The sequence below is a fragment of the Streptomyces sp. ISL-12 genome (assembly GCF_018614415.1).
Lineage (GTDB): Bacteria > Actinomycetota > Actinomycetes > Streptomycetales > Streptomycetaceae > Streptomyces.
Window position 1 is genome coordinate 33,407 of record NZ_JAGGOO010000127.1, and the last position, 17,558, is coordinate 50,964.

Genomic DNA, 17,558 nt, shown 5'->3' on the forward strand with positions numbered 1-17,558 from the left:
AGTGCGGACGGACGGCTACGGGCGACGGATGGCGTCGGTGGCGGCCGTACCGGCGGGCCCGGCGGCCAGCTCGGTCTCCAGGAGCTGCTTGCCGAGCAGCTCGGGGTCGGGAAGCTCCATCGGGTACTCGCCGTCGAAGCAGGCGCGGCACAGGTTCGGCTTGGCGATGGTGGTCGCCTCGATCATGCCGTCGATGGAGATGTACGCCAGGGAGTCGGCGCCCATGGAGGTGCCGATCTCCTCGATGGTCATGCCGTTGGCGATCAGCTCGGCGCGGGTGGCGAAGTCGATGCCGAAGAAGCAGGGCCACTTCACCGGCGGGGAGGAGATCCGGACGTGGACCTCGGCGGCGCCGGCCTCGCGGAGCATGCGGACCAGGGCCCGCTGGGTGTTGCCGCGGACGATGGAGTCGTCGACGACGACCAGCCGCTTGCCCTTGATGACTTCCTTCAGGGGGTTCAGCTTCAGGCGGATGCCGAGCTGGCGGATGGTCTGGGACGGCTGGATGAACGTACGGCCGACGTAGGCGTTCTTGACCAGACCGGCGCCGAAGGGGATGCCGGAGGCCTCGGCGTAGCCGATCGCGGCCGGGGTGCCGGATTCCGGGGTCGCTATGACCAGGTCGGCGTCGGCCGGGGCTTCCTTCGCCAGCTTGCGGCCCATCTCCACGCGGGAGAGGTACACGTTCCGGCCGGCGATGTCGGTGTCCGGGCGGGCCAGGTAGACGTACTCGAAGACACAGCCCTTGGGCTTCGCTTCCGCGAATCGCGACGAGCGCAGGCCCTTCTCGTCGATGGCGACGAACTCGCCGGGCTCGATCTCGCGGACGTAGGAGGCGCCGCAGATGTCCAGGGCGGCGGACTCGGAGGCGACGACCCAGCCGCGCTCCAGGCGGCCGAGGACCAGCGGGCGGATGCCCTGCGGGTCGCGGGCGGCGTAGAGGGTGTGCTCGTCCATGAAGACGAGGGAGAAGGCGCCGCGGACCTGGGGGAGGACCGCGTGGGCGGCCTCCTCGATGGTCAGGGGCTTGCCGTCCTCGTCGGCCTGGGCCGCGAGGAGCGCGGTGAGCAGGTCGGTGTCGTTGGTCGCCGCGACGCGCGGGGTGCGGCCCTCCTGCTTGGGCAGGTCGGCGACCATCTCGGCGAGCTGGGCGGTGTTGACGAGGTTGCCGTTGTGGCCGAGCGCGATCGAGCCGTGGGCCGTGGCCCGGAACGTCGGCTGGGCGTTCTCCCACACGGAGGCGCCGGTGGTCGAGTAGCGGGCGTGTCCGACCGCGATGTGACCCTGGAGCGAACCGAGCGAGGTCTCGTCGAAGACCTGGGAGACCAGGCCCATGTCCTTGAAGACGAGGATCTGGGAGCCGTTGCTGACCGCGATTCCCGCGGATTCCTGGCCCCGATGCTGGAGGGCGTAGAGCCCGAAGTACGTGAGCTTTGCGACCTCTTCGCCCGGAGCCCAGACACCGAAGACGCCGCATGCGTCCTGGGGGCCCTTCTCGCCGGGAAGCAGATCGTGATTGAGTCGACCGTCACCACGTGGCACGTCTCCGAGTGTAGGCGAGGTCGGCGGCTGATCCGAATGGGGGATGGTGCGGGCTCACCGGTTCACCGGTCGGCGACGGCCCGGACGGTCGTGCCGTTTGCGCTGGTCAGCGTGAGGGTCTGCTGATCGATTCGATAGTCGATCCGCTGGTCGAGGAAGCGCGTCAGGCGCTTTTCGGTGTCCATGAGTGAGTCTTCGCACATCATTCGGGTGGTCGTGGGCGCGCCCACGGTGATATGCCCGTCGCGGACCGTGGCCCGCGCCTGGACGCGGTTGCAGCCGAGGCTGCCGGCGACGGTGAGGGTGTCGCCGGCGGACCGGTCGAAGGTGAGGTGCGCGCGGCCGTCCGTGCCGGGGTCGGTGACCTTCCACTGGGTGCCGTACAGCGCGGCGTCCTGCTGTTCGCTGAGCCGGACGGTGTCGCCGTCGGCGGTGGTGAGGGTCAGCCGGTCGCCGTCCACCTCGGTGGTGAGGGGGCCGGCGGTGAGGGCGCGGGCGAGGGACTTCTCCACGTCCACGGGCCGGTCCACGCAGGCGATCTCGGTCGACCGGGCGTCGCTGAGCCGGACCCGGTCGCCGTCGACGGACGCCTTGGCGTGGAAGTCGTTGCAGCCGTAGCTGCCCTCCGCCGTGCCGTCGGCGGTGATGGTCAGGTGGGCGCCGTCCGGGACGGTGTGTTTCTCGCCGTCGGCGGTGACGCTGTCGACGCTCCAGTGGACGCCGGTCACGGGCCGGGCGTCGCCGCCCGCCGAGCCGCTGCCGCCGCCGTCGCCGTCCGTCCGTTCGGTGCCGCAGGCCGCCGCGAGCGGGACGAGCGCGGCGACGGCCACCGTCATGATCGTGCGCTTCTGCCTGTACATGCCGATTCGACGGGCGTGCGGAGGAACCGGTTCCCGTCAGCTGAGGATCGGCAGCAGACCGCCTAGGTCGGCCCGCTCCCCGCTGGCGCTGACCTTGGCACCGGCGACCGCGTCCGCCCAGGTCAGCCGCCCGGTGGCGAGCCGGAGCCAGGTGAGCGGGTCGGTCTCGACGACGTTGGGCGGGGTGCCCCGGGTGTGCCGGGGACCCTCGACGCACTGCACGACGGCGTACGGCGGGATCCGCACCTCGGTGGCCCCGCCGGGCGCCTTCACGGCGAGCGCGTCGACCAGCAGCCGGGTGGCGGCGGCCAGCGCCTGCCGGTCGCAGGGGACGTCGAGGCCGGGCACGGCGGCGTTGAGGTCGTCGGTGTGGACGACCAGTTCGACGGTACGGGTGACCATGTAGTCGTCGAGCGGCAGGGCGCCTGCGTTGGTCTCCAGCAGCCGGGCGCCGGGGTGCTCCCCGAGCAGGGTGCGCAGGCTGCCCTCGACGCCGGCGAGGTAGGCGTCGAGGTCGGGGTGGTCGGCGGCGAGCTTCCGGGTGAAGTCGGCGATCGCCGCCGCCTTGCCGCCGGTGGCGAACGCCCACTCGGTCACCTGGACGTCCTGCCGGGGCGGGGCCGGCCGGTCCAGGGCGCGGTGCACGGCGGTGACCGCCATGCCGATGTGCGCCACCAGCTCCCGTACGGTCCAGTCCCCGAGCCGGGTCGGCAGGGCGAGCTGCTCGGGGGTGAGGGCGTGGACGGCTTCCCGTACGTTGCCCAGCTGGGCGAGGACGGCGTCGCGGGTCTTGACGGGGTCGTAGGCGCGGGGGCGTTTCCTGGGGGGCGTCGGCATGGGGGTGAGCCTATGCGCGTCCGTACGGGGTGGCCTATGCGCGCCCGTACGGGGTGGCCTATGCGCGCCCGTAAGGGGTGGCCTATGCGCGCCCGTACGGGGTGGCCTATGGCTTCAGGCGCAGGGCGAGCGAGTAGAGGCGGGTGATCTGGTCGCCGCTGCCGTTGTCGTCGGAGATCAGGTACAGCGGGCGCCAGCCCTTGTACTCGCCGCTGGTCCACTCCTTGCCGACGGTCATGCCCTCGACGTTGTCGACCAGCGGGTTGGCGGGGTTGGAGCCGGGGGTGGCGACCGCGCCGGGGCCGCCGGCCGGGCAGGCGGCCAGGGAGAGGACCGGGGTCTCCTCGGCGAAGACGTCCGCGGGGACGTCGTAGAGGGAGTCCGTCTCGCTGACGTCGCGGGCGCCGTCGAGGGAGACCTGGACGACGCGGATGGAGGTGCCGAGGCCGGAGGTGTACTCGCGCTCCAGGGCGAGGAGCCCGCCCTCGTTGTCGAGGGCCACCAGCTCCACCAGGTTCATGCCGTCGCCGGCGAGGTAGACGTACTGCTCGTCCGGCTCGTAGCTGCCGCCGGGTTCGCCCGTGTAGCGCTGGATGCGGATCAGGGGCCGGCCGCGCTGGTCGCCGTCGGCGGCCAGGGGGGCCTCCCAGCCGGCGTAGAGGTGGCGGCCGTCCGGGGAGAGGGCGAGGGACTCGATGCTGCGGCCGGTCTGGGCGCTGCCCTTGGGCCAGTACCGCAGGTGCCCGGGGATGGGGAAGTCCTCGCCGAGCTGTCGTCCGGTGGCGATGTCGAAGCGGCGGATCGCCGGGCCGGTCTCGGCGGCGACCAGGACCGTCCGGCCGCCCTCTTCGATGACGAGGCCCTCGCCGTCGTACCAGCCGGGGAACTCCGTGCCGTCCGCGTGGCGCAGGGTGCGCGCGGTGTCGGCGACGGGGTTCAGGTCGAAGGGGGTGCCGAGGCGGAGCGGGAAGAGCAGGCCGGGCATGTTGTCGGCGAGCGCGAGCGCCTCGACGCCGTTCTCCCCTTCGGAGACGAGGGAGAGGGCGGAGAGGCCCTTGATCTCCTCGTAGTCGACGTTCTTCTTGTCCAGTGCGTCGGAGTGGTCCAGGAGGACCGCGCGGGGCGCCTCGGCGTCGGCGGGGTGGCCGCCGCAGACGCCGGTCGCGGGCGCGGGGTGCGCGGCGTGCCACCAGTCGACGGCGCCGGGCAGGACCAGGCCCGCGACCAGACCGGCCGCCGCGGCGGCCAGCGCCAGGACGGTGATGCCGGTGCGGCTGCGGGGCGGCGCGGCGGCGGGGCCGGGCGGCGGGGTCAGGGGCGGCAGCACCGCCACGTTGCGGACGAAGGCCAGCCCGCCGACGCCGTTGCGGTCCTCGTCCTGCGGTTCCTGCGGGACCACGGGCTTCATGTCCGCGATGCGCTGCCTGACCGCCTCGAAGAGCGCGTGCAGGCCCAGCATCTCGGGGCCGTCCGGCAGTCCCTTCCGCAGGACGTCCACGAGCGCGCCGGTGAAGACCGTGCAGCGCTCGGGGTCGGGGGCGTGCGAGGGGCGGTCCTTGGCGGCGGAGGTCATGACGTACGAGCCCTCGACGCCGCGCAGCGTCCGCAGCGCCATCTCGCCGCCCTGTTCGCCGCGGTCGGTGCCGGCCATCTCGGTGAGCACCCGGCCGCTGAAGCAGCAGTCGAGGATCAGTACGCGGCGCCGCGCGGGCCCGGTGCCGTGGATGGCCCGGCGTACGTCGCCGGAGCGCACGCAGGTGTCCGGCCAGTCCTCCAGCGACCCGGGCAGGGTGAGCAGGAGCTGCTGCCCGTCGTGGCGGTCGAGCAGGCCGTGGCCCGCGTAGTACACGATCAGCGTGTCCTCGGTGAGGTCCGCCGCCTCGCGGATCGGGCCGACCAGGCCGGCCGGCGTCGTCGGGTTGGCGACCGTGAAGATCCGCTCCTCGGGGATGCCCCAGATCTCGGGATCGGCGAGCGCGGCCCGCAGCTCGACGAGGTTGTGGCGGACGCTGCGCAGGGGGTCGAGGTGCGTGTAGTCGTCCACGCCGATCAGCACGCAGGCGGAACGGGCGGGGTCGATCCGGGCCGGGGAGGCGACGGTGGCCTCCGTGCCGCCGTGCACGGTCATGCCGGTGTCTCCCCCGCGTCGTCCGGGGTCTCGCCGCGCAGCCTGCGCAGCAGCTCCTCGGCCTCGGCGGGGTCCGCGCCGACGACCTGGACCGTGACCTGGGGCGTCCGGCCGCGCCGGCTCTGCCGCCAGGCCAGGTACGACAGGGGCAGTTGCAGTACGCCGGCCGCGGTGGAGATCGCCGCGAGGATCACCTCGAGTTCCGGGCTCATCCGTCCGGGGCGGTCGGCGACGACCGGTTCCAGTTCGACGTGCCCGCGCAGTGCCCTGTCGTCCGTGAGCCAGCCGAGCAGCGAACGGAGTTCCTCTTCCCGCCCCGGCCCGTCCGCCTCGAACCTGATCCGCAACTGCTCACCCATCGGTCCCCACCCAGGTGTCCCCGTCGCACGTACGCCTTCAGGTTGGCACAACCACCGTGCCCGTCAGGACGGTTCAGGAAACCCGGGCGGCACAGATGACACCGGGCCGCCGCCCGGACACACGTGGGTGCCCGCGGCGACGGCCCGGACGGCCGGGGCCGTTACGCCAGCAGGGCCGGAATCGTGCCCTCGTGCGCCTCGCGCAGCTCGGTCAGGGTGAGCGTGAACTCGCCCTGCACCTCGACCGTCTCCCCGTCCACGACACCGATACGGGTGGCGGGCAGGCCGCGCGCGCCGCACATGTCGGTGAAGCGGATCTCCTCCGAGCGCGGGACGGCGACGACCGCGCGGCCCGCCGACTCCGAGAACAGGAAGGTGAAGGCGTCCAGCCCGTCCGGTACGACCAGCCGCGCGCCCTTCTGGCCGAGCAGCGCCGACTCGACGACCGCCTGGACCAGACCGCCGTCGGACAGGTCGTGCGCCGAGTCGATCATGCCGTCGCGGGAGGCGGAGATGAGGATCTCGGCGAGCAGCCGCTCACGCTCCAGGTCGACCTTCGGGGGCAGGCCGCCGAGGTGGTCGTGGATGACCTGGGACCAGGCCGAGCCGCCGAACTCCTCCGCCGTGTCGCCGAGGAGGTAGAGCAGCTGGCCCTCCTCCTGGAAGGCGACCGGGGTGCGGCGGGCGACGTCGTCGATGACGCCGAGGACGGCCACCACGGGCGTGGGGTGGATGGCGGCCTCGCCGGTCTGGTTGTAGAGCGAGACGTTGCCGCCGGTCACCGGGGTGCCGAGCTGGAGGCAGCCGTCCGCGAGCCCGCGGACGGCCTCCGCGAACTGCCACATCACCGCCGGGTCCTCGGGCGAGCCGAAGTTCAGGCAGTCGGAGACGGCGAGCGGCTTGGCGCCGGTCGTCGCCACGTTCCGGTACGCCTCGGCGAGGGCGAGCTGGGCGCCGTGGTACGGGTCCAGCTTGGCGTACCGGCCGTTGCCGTCGGTGGCGATGGCGACGCCGAGACCGGTCTCCTCGTCGACGCGGATCATGCCGGAGTCCTCGGGCTGGGCGAGGACGGTGTTGCCCTGCACGAAGTGGTCGTACTGCTGGGTGATCCACTTCTTGCTGGCCTGGTTCGGGGAGGAGACCAGCTTCAGGACCTGGTCCTTCAGCTCCTCGGACGTCGCCGGCCGGGGCAGCTTGCCCGCGTCGTCGGCCTGGAGGGCGTCCTGCCAGTCGGGGCGGGCGTAGGGGCGCTCGTAGACGGGGCCCTCGTGGGCGACCGTGCGCGGGTCGACGTCGACGATCTTGCCGCCGTGCCAGTAGATCTCCAGGCGGTCGCCGTCGGTCACCTCACCGATGACGGTGGCGATGACGTCCCACTTCTCGCAGATCTCCAGGAAGCGGTCGACCTTGCCGGGCTCGACGACCGCGCACATGCGTTCCTGCGACTCGCTCATGAGGATTTCCTCGGGCGAGAGCGTGGAGTCGCGCAGCGGTACGTCGTCCAGGGTGACGCGCATGCCGCCGGAGCCGTTGGAGGCCAGCTCGGAGGTGGCGCAGGACAGGCCCGCGGCGCCCAGGTCCTGGATGCCGACGACCAGCTTCTCCTTGAATGCCTCCAGGGTGCACTCGATGAGGAGCTTCTCCTGGAAGGGGTCGCCGACCTGGACGGCGGGGCGCTTGGAGGGCTTGGCGTCGTCGAAGGTCTCGGAGGCCAGGATCGAGGCGCCACCGATGCCGTCGCCGCCGGTGCGGGCCCCGTAGAGGATGACCTTGTTGCCCGCGCCGGACGCCTTGGCGAGGTGGATGTCCTCGTGCCGCATGACGCCGATGGCACCGGCGTTGACCAGCGGGTTGCCCTGGTAGCAGGCGTCGAAGACGACCTCGCCGCCGATGTTGGGCAGGCCCAGGCAGTTGCCGTAGCCGCCGATGCCGGCGACGACGCCGGGCAGGACGCGCTTGGTGTCGGGGTGGTCGGCGGCGCCGAAGCGCAGGGGGTCGACGACGGCGACCGGGCGGGCGCCCATCGCGATGATGTCGCGGACGATGCCGCCGACGCCGGTGGCCGCGCCCTGGTAGGGCTCGACGTAGGAGGGGTGGTTGTGCGACTCGACCTTGAAGGTGACCGCGTAGCCCTGGCCGACGTCGACGACGCCCGCGTTCTCGCCGATGCCGACGAGCATGGCGTCGGACTCGGGGGCCTTCTCGCCGAACTGGCGCAGGTGGACCTTGCTGCTCTTGTACGAGCAGTGCTCGGACCACATCACGGAGTACATGGCCAGCTCGGCCCCGGTGGGGCGGCGGCCGAGGATCTCGACGACCCTCTCGTACTCGTCCTTCTTCAGGCCCAGTTCGGCCCAGGGCAGCTCGACGTCGGGGGTCGCGGCCGCGTGCTCGACCGTGTCCAGAGGCGTCCGGCTCATGCGTTGACCAGCTTCTTGAGGATCGAGGTGAAGAACGGGAGGCCGTCGGTGCGGCCGGTGCCGATCAGCGGCTCGACGGCGTGCTCGGGGTGCGGCATGAGGCCGACGACGTTGCCCGCCGCGTTGGTGATGCCGGCGATGTCGTTGAGCGAGCCGTTGGGGTTGCCGCATCCATCAGCGGCTTCGCCGCGGACCACGTAACGGAACGCGACGCGGCCCTCGGCCTCCAGCTCGTCCAGCGTGCGCTGGTCGGCGACGTAGCGGCCGTCCATGTTCTTCAGCGGGATGTGGATCTCCTGGCCGGCGGTGTAGTCGCTGGTCCAGGAGGTCGCGGCGTTCTCCACCCGCAGCTTCTGGTCACGGCAGATGAAGTGCAGGTGGTCGTTGCCGAGCATGCCGCCGGGCAGCAGGTGGGCCTCGGTGAGGATCTGGAAGCCGTTGCAGATGCCGAGCACCGGCAGACCCGCCTTGGCCTGGTCGATGACCGTGTCCATCACCGGCGAGAAACGGGCGATGGCCCCGGCGCGCAGGTAGTCGCCGTAGGAGAAACCGCCGCACAGCACCACGGCGTCGACCTGCTTGAGGTCCTTGTCCTTGTGCCAGAGCGCCACCGGCTCGGCGCCCGCGACCCGGATCGCACGCTGCGTGTCCCGGTCGTCGAGGCTGCCGGGGAAAGTGACGACGCCGATCCGAGCGGTCACTTCGCGACTCCCGCCGCTTCCGCCGCTTCCTCGACCCGGACGGTGAAGTCCTCGATCACGGTGTTGGCGAGGAAGGATTCCGCAAGATCGTGGATGCGGGCGAGGGCGGCCTCGTCGAGGGGCCCGTCAACTTCCAGTTCGAAACGCTTTCCCTGACGGACGTCCGAGATCCCTTCGAAACCCAGCCGCGGCAGTGCGCGCTGCACCGCCTGGCCCTGGGGGTCGAGGATCTCCGGCTTGAGCATGACGTCGACTACGACGCGTGCCACTGGCACTCCCGGTGTGTGGTGCTGAGCAGGTTCCTTCAGACTACCTGGTCAAAGCCGCCGAAATTTCTACGCGGGTAGAGTTGTAGGAAACTACGTGAGCCCTGTCACGATTGCGTATCTGGGGAGGGTCACATGAAAAGCTTCGGGAAAGATCGCGCGGTACGTCCGGATGTCTATTGCGCGACGGACACGCGGAGAGATTTAGTCGGGCTTCACAATGCAATGCGGGCACTGTACAAATGAAATGTCATTAGCCGATACTTTGCCCAATTACTGGCGAACAGTCGGCATCTCCGCGACGTCCTGGCACGTCGGTGCAGAGATGCCGCACGAAGGGACCGATATTCGTGGCGCAGCGTGTCGTGGTCACTTACTTCGACGACATCGACGGCTCGGAAGCGGCGGAGACGATCGCCTTCGGACTCGACGGCAAGATGTACGAGATCGACCTGAACGAAGCCAATGCCAGGAAACTCCGCGAGGCCCTGGAGCCGTACGTGGAAGCCGGCCGCAAGCGGTCGAGGTCCGGCAAGGCCTACCGGCAGACGGAGGTCGCCCCCGACCCGGCGGCCGTGCGGGCCTGGGCGCAGGCCAACAAGATGGAGGTCCCGGCCCGGGGCCGCATCCCCAAGAAGGTCTACGAGGCGTTCGCCGCCGCCCGGTGAGCCGCCGGCCGGTGAGCCGCCGCCCGGCCGGGACGGTCCGACGGGCGCTCAGCGGGCCCCCGCGTCAACCGACTTGCGCGACACCCCCGCCGATCAGCTAAAGTCTGGAGCACGCCGAGGGGGCCGGGCCGAAAAAGCCCAGCTCACGAGGGCTTGCGGGTGTAGTTTAGTAGTAGAACATCCCCCTTCCAGGGGGAAGACGCAGTGTGCGATCCCTGTCACCCGCTCCGCACCGCCATACCGGTCACGTACGTCGATCGGGTAGGCTGGTGCCCGCGCCGGTCGGTGAGAGCCGATCGGAGGCAATGCGGACGTAGCTCAGTTGGTAGAGCGCAACCTTGCCAAGGTTGAGGTCGCGAGTTCGAGCCTCGTCGTCCGCTCGGGAATAAGACCCCGGTCCTGAGGGACCGGGGTCTTTTCGTGCGCCGTGGACCATGGTCTTTTTGTGTGCCTCGGCCAAGTGGCCGGTGCCGTCTGACATTTGTCATGGCGAGTGATGACGCCCCGCACTGCCGTCGGGCCCGTTCCGCGGGGAGCCTTGGGGCATGGATGCGAACGAACACGAACACGTGATTGAGGTCACCGACCTGCGGCGTGTGTACGGGGGCGGGTTCGAGGCGGTGCGCGGCATCGGCTTCAGCGTGCGCCGCGGCGAGATCTTCGCGCTGCTCGGCACCAACGGCGCCGGCAAGACGTCCACGGTCGAACTGCTGGAGGGTCTCGCCGCGCCGACCGGCGGGCGGATCCGGGTGCTCGGGCACGACCCGTACACCGAGCGGGCCGCCGTACGGCCCCGTACCGGGGTGATGCTCCAGGAGGGCGGCTTCCCGTCCGAGCTGACCGTCGCCGAGACCGCGCGGATGTGGGCGGGGTGCGTGAGCGGGGCCCGGCCGGAGGCGGAGGTGCTGGAACTGGTCGGCCTCCAGGCCAAGGCCCGTACCCGGGTCAAGCAGCTCTCCGGCGGCCAGCGGCGCCGCCTCGACCTGGCGCTGGCCCTGCTCGGCTCCCCCGAGGTGCTCTTCCTCGACGAACCGACCACCGGCCTGGACGCCGAAGGACGGCGGGACACCTGGGAGTTGGTGAGCGCGCTGCGCGACAGCGGTACGACGGTGCTGCTGACGACGCACTACCTGGAGGAGGCCGATAACCTCGCCGACCGCCTCGCGATCATGCACGAGGGCCGGATCGCCGCCACCGGCACCCCCGACGAGGTGACCGCCTCCCGGCCGTCCCGGATCTCCTTCGAGCTGCCGGAGGGGTACTTCCCCGGCGACCTGCCGCCGCTCGGCGAACTCGGCGTCAGCGGACACGAGGTCGACGGCCGGCTCGTCCGGCTGCGCACCCACGACCTCCAGCGCGCGGCCACCGGACTGCTGCTGTGGGCCGAACGCGCCGGGGTGCGGCTGCGCCGCCTGGACGTGCGGTCGGCCTCCCTGGAGGAGGCGTTCCTCGGGATAGCGAAGGAAGCGGCGGCGGACCCGGCCGCGGGCACGACGACGAAGGAGTACGCGGCATGAGCGCCACCGGCACCGCCCAGACCCGGGCGCACGCCCCCGTCACCACGCCCGCGCGGCGCATGACCGCCCTCGCCCGCGCCGAACTGACCCTGCTCGGGCGGAGCAAGGGCACCCTCTTCGCCGCGGTGTTCGTGCCGCTGGTGCTGCCGTTCAGCGTGCGGGAGGCGGCGAAGGAGATGGACCTCGCCGAGGCCGGGCTGACCATCGGCACCGTCGTGCTGCCCGCCGCGATCGGCTTCTCCCTGGTCTTCGCCGTGTACTCGGCCCTGGTCGGCGTCTTCGTCGTACGGCGCGAGGAACTCGTCCTCAAGCGGCTGCGCACCGGCGAACCGCGGGACGCCGAGATCCTGGCCGGCTCCGCGCTGCCGTCCGTCCTCACCGGCCTGGTGCAGTCCCTGCTGCTGACGGCGGGCTGCTCGGCGCTCCTGGACCTGTCCGCGCCGTCCGCGCCCCACCTGGCCGTGCTCGGGCTGCTGCTCGGGCTGGTGATGTGCGCGGCGCTCGCCGCCGTCACCGCCAGTTTCACCCGCACCGGCGAGAGCGCCCAGGTCACGCCGCTGCCGCTGACGTTCGTCTCGATGATGGCCTCGGGCATGTTCGTCCCGCTGGAGCTGCTCCCCGACAAGGTGGCCGCCGTGTGCGAACTGCTGCCGCTGACCCCGGTCGTCACCCTGGTCCGCGGCGGCTGGACCGGGGACCTGTCGGCCGGCGAGGCGCTGGGCGCCGCGGCGACGGCGGTGGCCTGGACCGTGCTCGCGGTGTTTGCTGTACGCCGGTGGTTCCGGTGGGAACCGCGGCGCTGAGACCGAGGCCGGGACCGAGACGGAACCAAGACAGGACCGAGACGGGACCGAGACAGGGCGGGGAGACGAAGGATGCGCGGGCCGGGTGGCTGGTGGCGGCGGAAGACCACGCCGGCGAAGGTGGAGACGTACACCCGGTGGTCGTTCCACTTCTTCGGGCTGATCGAGGTCACCGTGGCCGGGCTGACGGGATTCGCCCAGGTCGACGTCGGGCTCGCGGGGGTGCTGTGCCTGGCGGTCGTCGCGCACACCGCGCTCTGCCTGGTGACCGCCTCGCAGGCGCTGGACTGGACCCGCGGTCGGCGGGCCCGGCCGGTGCGGCTGCTGTGGGCCCTCGGCGGCCTCACCGCCGCGCTGGCCGCCGGCGCGCTCGCGTTCGCGGAGTTCCGGCCCGGCGAGAAGGCCGCCACCGCGGTGGGCAGCACCTTCGGCGTCATCGTCACCTTCGGCGTCGGCATCATGACGCTGGGCATGGACCGCCGGCGGCAGGTGGCCGTGCTGGTCTGCGGCTTCGCGCTGGGCTCGGGCACCGGGGCGCTGCTGCTGGGCGCGCCCCTGGCCGCCGCCGTGGTCACCGTGGGCACTGTGCTGTGCGGCGCGGGGTTCCTGGCCTTCACCTCGGTCTTCTCGGTCTGGCTGCTCAACGCGGTCTTCGAACTCGACGAGGCCCGCGAGACCCGGGCCCGGCTGGCGGTCGCCGAGGAACGGCTGCGGTTCGGCCGGGACCTGCACGACGTGATCGGGCGGAACCTGGCCGTGATCGCGCTCAAGAGCGAACTGGCCGTCCAGCTGACCCGGCGCGAGCGGCCCGAGGGCGTGGAGCAGATGATCGAGGTGCAGCGCATCGCCCGGGAGTCGCAGCGGGAGGTGCGGGACGTCGTACGGGGGTACCGGGAGGCCGACCTGGAGGCCGAACTCACCGGTGCGCGGGGGGTGCTGGACGCCGCGGGCATCGTCTGCGAGGTGAGCGGCGAGACGGCCGGGCTGCCCGCCCGGGTGCAGTCGGCGCTCGGCTGGGTGGTGCGCGAGGCCACCACCAACGTACTGCGGCACGGGGCGGCGGAGCGGTGCGCCGTGACGGTTCGGACGACCGGAGAGCGAGTGGTACTGACCGTGGAGAACGACGGCGCGGCGGAGGCGTCCGGGACGGGCGGCGAGGCGTCCGGCGGAGCGGCCGGCGGGCGCGGTGGCTCGGGGCTGGCGGGGCTGCGGGAGCGGCTGAGCGCGGTGGACGGGACGCTGGAGGCGGGGCGTGCCGACGGCGGCGTGTTCCGGGTGGTGGCGCGGGTGCCGCTGGGGGCGGGCGCCGGAGCGGAGGTCACGCCGTGAGCGACGCCGTACGGGTCCTGCTCGCCGACGACGAGCACCTCATCCGCGGGGCGCTGGCCGCGCTGCTCTCCCTGGAGGACGACCTCCTGGTGATCGCCGAGGCGGCCACCGGCCCGGAGGCGCTGGCGATGGCCCGGGCGCACGAGCCCGACGTGGCGGTCCTGGACCTCCAGATGCCCGGCGCGGACGGTGTGAGGGTGGCCACATCGCTGCGGTCCGAGCTGCCCGGCTGCAAGGTGCTGATCGTGACCAGTCACGGACGGCCCGGACATCTGAAGCGGGCCCTGGCGGCCGGGGTGCGCGGGTTCGTGCCGAAGACCGTGAGCGCCCAGCGGCTCGCCGAGATCATCCGCACGGTGCACGCCGGAAACCGCTACGTCGACCCGGAGTTGGCCGCCGACGCGATCTCCGCCGGGGACTCGCCGCTGACCGCCCGCGAGGCCGAGGTGCTGGAGCTGGCGGCCGACGGGGCGCCGGTCGCGGAGATCGCCGAGCGGGCCGCGCTCGCGGAGGGGACGGTACGGAACTACCTGTCGTCGGCGGCGACGAAGCTCGGGGCGGAGAACCGTCATGCCGCGGTGCGTCTCGCGCGCGAGCGGGGTTGGGTATAGTGGTGCTCGCACCGCACGGAGCGGAGCACCTGCGAACGTAGCTCAGTTGGTAGAGCGCAACCTTGCCAAGGTTGAGGTCGCGAGTTCGAACCTCGTCGTTCGCTCCAGTTCGATCAGTCCGATCAGCCCCCGGTTTCGGCCGGGGGCTTTTCGTTGTCTCTCGGGAGCTGGGGATCTAGCTCCAGCCGAGGCCCGTCAGGCGCTCGTACGCCTCGATGTACTTGGCGCGGGTCGCGTCCACGACCTGCTGCGGCAGCGGCGGCGGGGGCTGCTCGCTCCTGCGGTCCCAGCCGGACTCCGCCGAGGTCAGCCAGTCACGGACGTACTGCTTGTCGTACGACGGCTGCGCGCGTCCCGGCTCCCACTGGTCGGCCGGCCAGAAGCGGGAGGAGTCCGGGGTGAGGACCTCGTCGGCCAGGATCAGCTCCTCGCCTTCGAAGCCGAACTCGAACTTGGTGTCGGCCAGGATGATCCCCCGGTCGCGGGCGATGTCCCGGGCGCGGGAGTACACGGCGAGGGTCGCCTGGCGCAGCCGGGCGGCGGTGTCGGCGCCGACCTGGCGGGCGACCTCCTCGTAGGAGACGTTCTCGTCGTGCTCGCCGACCTCGGCCTTGGTGGCCGGGGTGAAGATCGGGGCGGGCAGCTCCGAGCCGTCGACCAGGCCCTCGGGGAGGGCGAGTCCGCAGACGGTACGGGACTCGTTGTACTCCGCGAGGCCCGAGCCGGTGAGGTAGCCGCGGGCCACGCACTCCACCGGGACCATGTCCAGGGACTTGCAGACCAGGGCGCGGCCCGCCCAGTCGGCGGGGGCGCCGGGCGGGAGTTCGGTGCTCAGGACGTGGCTCGGGACCAGGTCGGCGAGCTGGTCGAACCACCACAGGGAGAGCTGGGTGAGGACGCGGCCCTTGTCGGGGATCTCGGTGGGCAGCACCCAGTCGTAGGCGGAGATGCGGTCGCTGGCGACCATCACGAGGTCGCCCGCCTCGTTGCGGTACAGCTCGCGCACCTTGCCGGTGTGCAGATGCACCAGGCCCGGGACCTCAAGCGGCTCGGGCTTTTCGACGAATCCGGACACGGTTCCTCCCCGTGGTTCTGTCCAATGCCTCCGCATTCTCCCGTACGGCGGGGCCAGGGCGGACAGGGGGGCGGTGGTGGGCGGTGGTGGTCACTCGCGTTTGCAGATGCGGTCCATCAGGTTGGCGGTGGCGCGCTGCACACGGGGGTCGACGTGGCCGGGGCGGTCCAGGGCCGGGGACCAGGCGAACGTTCCGGACGCGAATATCCAGGCGCCGGACGACGCCCGGTACAGGGAGGTCTCCTGGTGGCGCCGGGCGCCGTCGGCGTCCTCGTACGGGGAGTGCGCGAGCAGCACCCGTTCGTCGTACGGGGGGAGCGGGGCGCGCGGGAAGTAGCGATCGGCCTCGCCCGCGACCAGGTTCTCGATCGGGTCGCCCTCGTGGGCGCCGGTGGCCTCCCACAGCCAGTGGTCGGCGTTGCGGACGATCAGCGGATGCGGCTCGGGGACGCGGCCCGCGTACTGGATGCCGAGTATCTCCTGCTCGGGGCGGTCGATCTCCCGCCACAGCACCGGTTTGCCGGGGCCCTTGCGTTTGCGGCAGGTGAGCAGGCGGTCGGGGACGCCGGACGGGGAGGGGGACAGCTCCACCTGCCAGTACATGGTGTTGGCGGAGAGGAAGACCAGGGAGGTGCCCTGCTCGCGGGCGAGTTCGGTGGTGCGGCGCATGGCGGTGGACCAGTACTCGTCGTGGCCGGGGAAGACCAGGCCCCGGTAGCGGGTCGGGTCGACGCGGCCCGCGTGCAGGTCGCTGGCGTCGGCGTAGGCGAGGTCGTAGCCGTAGCGCTCGGCGAAGCGGATGAAGTCGTAGGCGTGGCCGACGTGGAGGGGGAGGCCGGCGCCCGCGTACGGGCGGTCGAAGGAGACCGTCGTGGCGGCGTCGGCCTCGCCGAGCAGCCGGCCGTCCTTGTCCCAGGCGTGGTAGAGGCTGGCGCCGGTGCGGCCGTCCTCCGGATAGAGGTTGTACGCCTGCCAGGTGATGTCCGGCAGGAGCAGCAGGAGGTCGGCGGGGTGGTTGTCGCGCACGGTGAAGGGGACGTGGGAGCGGTAGCCGTCGGCGGTGGTGAGGACGGCGACGTACGCGCCGATGTTCCAGTACGTCGGGACCTGGAGCCGCCAGGACAGCCACCAGTGGTGGCAGGAGACGGTGCGGTCGGCGGCGAGCGGCGGGGGCTGGACGATGCCGGAGAGGCGGGGGCTGCTGGTGATCTTGGCGGCGCCGTCGCCGCCGTAGTGGCCGATGCGGTAGACGTCCACGGAGAACTGCTGGGGCGGGTCGACGGTGATGTGGAAGTCGATGGCGTCGCCGGGCGCGACCGCGCCGGTGGAGGTGAACCCCTTGATCTGCAGGTGGACGTCGTCGGCGGCGCGGGGGCCGCCGCCGGAGCGGTGGGGGGCCTTCCGGGGGGACTTCCGGCGCGTTCCGTCGCCGCCCGGTTCCCGGGCGGGGTGCTGGTCCTGGTCCTGGTCCTGGTCCACGTACCAGGGGACGATCTGGCCGCTGTCGCCGAAGTACGTCTCACCGCCGCGCAGCCACGGCACCGGCCCCTGACCGAAGGGGTCGGTGACGGCGTGGGCGAGTGCTCCGGATTCCCATCGGCGGATCTGCTCGGACCCCATGGGTCATTCCCCTCCCTCGAGCCCCCGTGGTCGTGCGTATGACGTACGCGATTGCCATGTGCGCGATCGGTCCCAGCACATCACATATCGCACGCAGGCTGTCACGGTTCGTCGCGAACTGAGCCAAAGTGGAATCAGAGGGTCCGCAATGGCGGGAGGGGTTGTGGTGAGTTGTGGGGACGGAGGGGATGGAGGGGAGTGAGGGAAGGGAGGGAGTGGTGGGCGGGCCGGGGGCTGCTACGGGGGCTGCTGCCGGGGGGGGCGTGGTGGTGTTCGTGGTGGTGTTCGGGGCGGTCAGACCAGGCGTACCGGTTTTTCCGGGCGTATGCCCAGGTCGGCCAGCCAGGCGCGCAGGGGGGCCGGGTCGCCGGTCTCGACGAGGGCGAGGATGCGGGGGGCCAGGTCGGCGGCGCGTTCGCCGTGGATCAGCAGGGACGGGCCGTCGAGCCAGTCGAGGCCGGGGGCCGCGCCCGCGGTGTCCATCGCCGCGCAGCACACCATCGCCGTGACGTGATCGGTGAGGATCTCGCGGCCGGTGCGCGGGGGGCGCAGCGGGAGGAGGGGGAGGGGGCGGTCGTCCCACAGGGCCGTTGCGGCAGGGGCGAGTGAGGGGTCGGTGGGGCGGGGCCCTGCCGTGGCCGCCTCCTCGCGGGCCAGCTCGGCGGTGAGGCCGGCGGCGAGGGCGGCGCCCCGGGGGGTGGTGCCGGCGAGGTCGTCGTCGTCCTCGGCCTCGTACTCACGGAGGGCGGCGTACTCGTACTCCTGGGGGGCGGCGTCGGGTGGGGTGGTCGTGGTGGGCGTGGTGGTCGTGGTGGGTGGGGT

At 72.0% G+C, this 17,558-nt stretch carries 15 protein-coding genes, 3 tRNA genes and 1 pseudogene; 8 read left to right on the top strand and 11 right to left on the bottom strand.

The window, feature by feature from the left end; translation table 11 throughout:
* Positions 1–15 precede the first annotated feature (15 nt).
* The 8 genes from purF to purS form a co-directional block, all read right to left on the bottom strand.
* Positions 16–1,542 (bottom strand): amidophosphoribosyltransferase, encoded by a 1,527-nt coding sequence (gene purF / locus J7I94_RS30715; RefSeq protein WP_215172353.1) that lies wholly within the window; start codon positions 1,540–1,542, stop codon positions 16–18.
* Positions 1,543–1,604: 62 nt separating this feature from the next.
* A complete protein-coding gene (locus J7I94_RS30720) occupies positions 1,605–2,402 on the bottom strand; it encodes an META domain-containing protein (RefSeq protein WP_215172354.1) in 798 nt (265 codons plus the stop codon).
* Between the two features lie 36 nt (positions 2,403–2,438).
* Entirely contained in the window at positions 2,439–3,239 is an 801-nt protein-coding gene (locus J7I94_RS30725) for a maleylpyruvate isomerase family mycothiol-dependent enzyme (protein WP_215172356.1), read from the bottom strand.
* A 106-nt stretch (positions 3,240–3,345) separates the two neighbouring features.
* Positions 3,346–5,367: an esterase-like activity of phytase family protein gene (locus tag J7I94_RS30730; protein ID WP_215172358.1), complete on the bottom strand. Its 2,022-nt coding sequence runs from the start codon at positions 5,365–5,367 to the stop codon at positions 3,346–3,348.
* Positions 5,364–5,726 carry a hypothetical protein gene (locus J7I94_RS30735; protein WP_251075977.1) on the bottom strand — a complete coding sequence of 121 codons (363 nt, stop codon included), beginning with the start codon at positions 5,724–5,726 and terminating at the stop codon, positions 5,364–5,366. Before J7I94_RS30735 ends, J7I94_RS30730 begins: the two co-directional genes overlap by 4 nt.
* A 161-nt stretch (positions 5,727–5,887) precedes the next feature.
* Positions 5,888–8,146, bottom strand: coding sequence for a phosphoribosylformylglycinamidine synthase subunit PurL (gene purL, locus J7I94_RS30740; RefSeq protein ID WP_215172359.1), 2,259 nt, complete (start codon positions 8,144–8,146; stop codon positions 5,888–5,890).
* Positions 8,143–8,847 (bottom strand): phosphoribosylformylglycinamidine synthase subunit PurQ, encoded by a 705-nt coding sequence (gene purQ, locus J7I94_RS30745; protein WP_215172361.1) that lies wholly within the window; start codon positions 8,845–8,847, stop codon positions 8,143–8,145. The genes purL and purQ overlap by 4 nt, the downstream gene beginning before the upstream one ends.
* Positions 8,844–9,116: a phosphoribosylformylglycinamidine synthase subunit PurS gene (gene purS / locus J7I94_RS30750; protein WP_215172363.1), complete on the bottom strand. Its 273-nt coding sequence runs from the start codon at positions 9,114–9,116 to the stop codon at positions 8,844–8,846. Before purS ends, purQ begins: the two co-directional genes overlap by 4 nt.
* 347 nt (positions 9,117–9,463) lie before the next feature.
* Between purS and J7I94_RS30755 the strand changes: the two genes are divergently transcribed.
* The 8 genes from J7I94_RS30755 (at position 9,464) to J7I94_RS30790 (ending at position 14,148) form a co-directional block, all read left to right on the top strand.
* On the top strand, positions 9,464–9,781 hold the full coding sequence (locus tag J7I94_RS30755) for an Lsr2 family protein (RefSeq protein ID WP_215172365.1): 318 nt from the start codon (positions 9,464–9,466) through the stop codon (positions 9,779–9,781).
* A 155-nt stretch (positions 9,782–9,936) separates the two neighbouring features.
* Positions 9,937–10,008 (top strand) — tRNA-Gly (locus J7I94_RS30760).
* A gap of 80 nt (positions 10,009–10,088) precedes the next feature.
* Positions 10,089–10,161, top strand: a tRNA-Gly gene (locus J7I94_RS30765).
* Positions 10,162–10,326: 165 nt separating this feature from the next.
* The gene (locus tag J7I94_RS30770) at positions 10,327–11,298 is read left to right on the top strand and encodes an ABC transporter ATP-binding protein (RefSeq protein ID WP_215172367.1); all 972 of its coding nucleotides are present in this window, start codon (positions 10,327–10,329) and stop codon (positions 11,296–11,298) included.
* A complete protein-coding gene (locus tag J7I94_RS30775) occupies positions 11,295–12,101 on the top strand; it encodes an ABC transporter permease (RefSeq protein ID WP_215172369.1) in 807 nt (268 codons plus the stop codon). Before J7I94_RS30770 ends, J7I94_RS30775 begins: the two co-directional genes overlap by 4 nt.
* A gap of 72 nt (positions 12,102–12,173) precedes the next feature.
* Positions 12,174–13,430 (top strand): sensor histidine kinase, encoded by a 1,257-nt coding sequence (locus J7I94_RS30780; protein ID WP_215172371.1) that lies wholly within the window; start codon positions 12,174–12,176, stop codon positions 13,428–13,430.
* Entirely contained in the window at positions 13,427–14,041 is a 615-nt protein-coding gene (locus tag J7I94_RS30785; RefSeq protein WP_215172373.1) for a response regulator transcription factor, read from the top strand. Before J7I94_RS30780 ends, J7I94_RS30785 begins: the two co-directional genes overlap by 4 nt.
* Positions 14,042–14,072: 31 nt before the next feature.
* Positions 14,073–14,148, top strand: a tRNA-Gly gene (locus tag J7I94_RS30790).
* Between the two features lie 68 nt (positions 14,149–14,216).
* Here J7I94_RS30790 and J7I94_RS30795 read toward each other — a convergent pair.
* The 3 genes and pseudogenes from J7I94_RS30795 to J7I94_RS30805 all read right to left on the bottom strand — a co-directional run.
* Entirely contained in the window at positions 14,217–15,116 is a 900-nt protein-coding gene (locus tag J7I94_RS30795; protein WP_215172375.1) for a phosphoribosylaminoimidazolesuccinocarboxamide synthase, read from the bottom strand.
* A gap of 90 nt (positions 15,117–15,206) precedes the next feature.
* Positions 15,207–16,736, bottom strand: coding sequence for a N,N-dimethylformamidase beta subunit family domain-containing protein (locus tag J7I94_RS30800; RefSeq protein WP_215172376.1), 1,530 nt, complete (start codon positions 16,734–16,736; stop codon positions 15,207–15,209).
* A gap of 294 nt (positions 16,737–17,030) precedes the next feature.
* A pseudogene (locus J7I94_RS30805) lies at positions 17,031–17,558 on the bottom strand (hypothetical protein); the annotation flags it as partial.

Excerpts from the sequence above, each read along its gene's own strand:
- J7I94_RS30720 (WP_215172354.1), bottom strand. The coding sequence starts at position 2,402 with ATGTACAGGCAGAAGCGCACGATCATGACGGTGGCCGTCGCCGCGCTC.
- J7I94_RS30800 (WP_215172376.1), bottom strand. The coding sequence starts at position 16,736 with ATGGGGTCCGAGCAGATCCGCCGATGGGAATCCGGAGCACTCGCCCAC.
- J7I94_RS30735 (WP_251075977.1), bottom strand. The coding sequence starts at position 5,726 with ATGGGTGAGCAGTTGCGGATCAGGTTCGAGGCGGACGGGCCGGGGCGG.
- J7I94_RS30770 (WP_215172367.1), top strand. The coding sequence starts at position 10,327 with ATGGATGCGAACGAACACGAACACGTGATTGAGGTCACCGACCTGCGG.
- J7I94_RS30725 (WP_215172356.1), bottom strand. The coding sequence starts at position 3,239 with ATGCCGACGCCCCCCAGGAAACGCCCCCGCGCCTACGACCCCGTCAAG.
- J7I94_RS30730 (WP_215172358.1), bottom strand. The coding sequence starts at position 5,367 with ATGACCGTGCACGGCGGCACGGAGGCCACCGTCGCCTCCCCGGCCCGG.
- J7I94_RS30775 (WP_215172369.1), top strand. The coding sequence starts at position 11,295 with ATGAGCGCCACCGGCACCGCCCAGACCCGGGCGCACGCCCCCGTCACC.
- J7I94_RS30780 (WP_215172371.1), top strand. The coding sequence starts at position 12,174 with ATGCGCGGGCCGGGTGGCTGGTGGCGGCGGAAGACCACGCCGGCGAAG.
- purL (WP_215172359.1), bottom strand. The coding sequence starts at position 8,146 with ATGAGCCGGACGCCTCTGGACACGGTCGAGCACGCGGCCGCGACCCCC.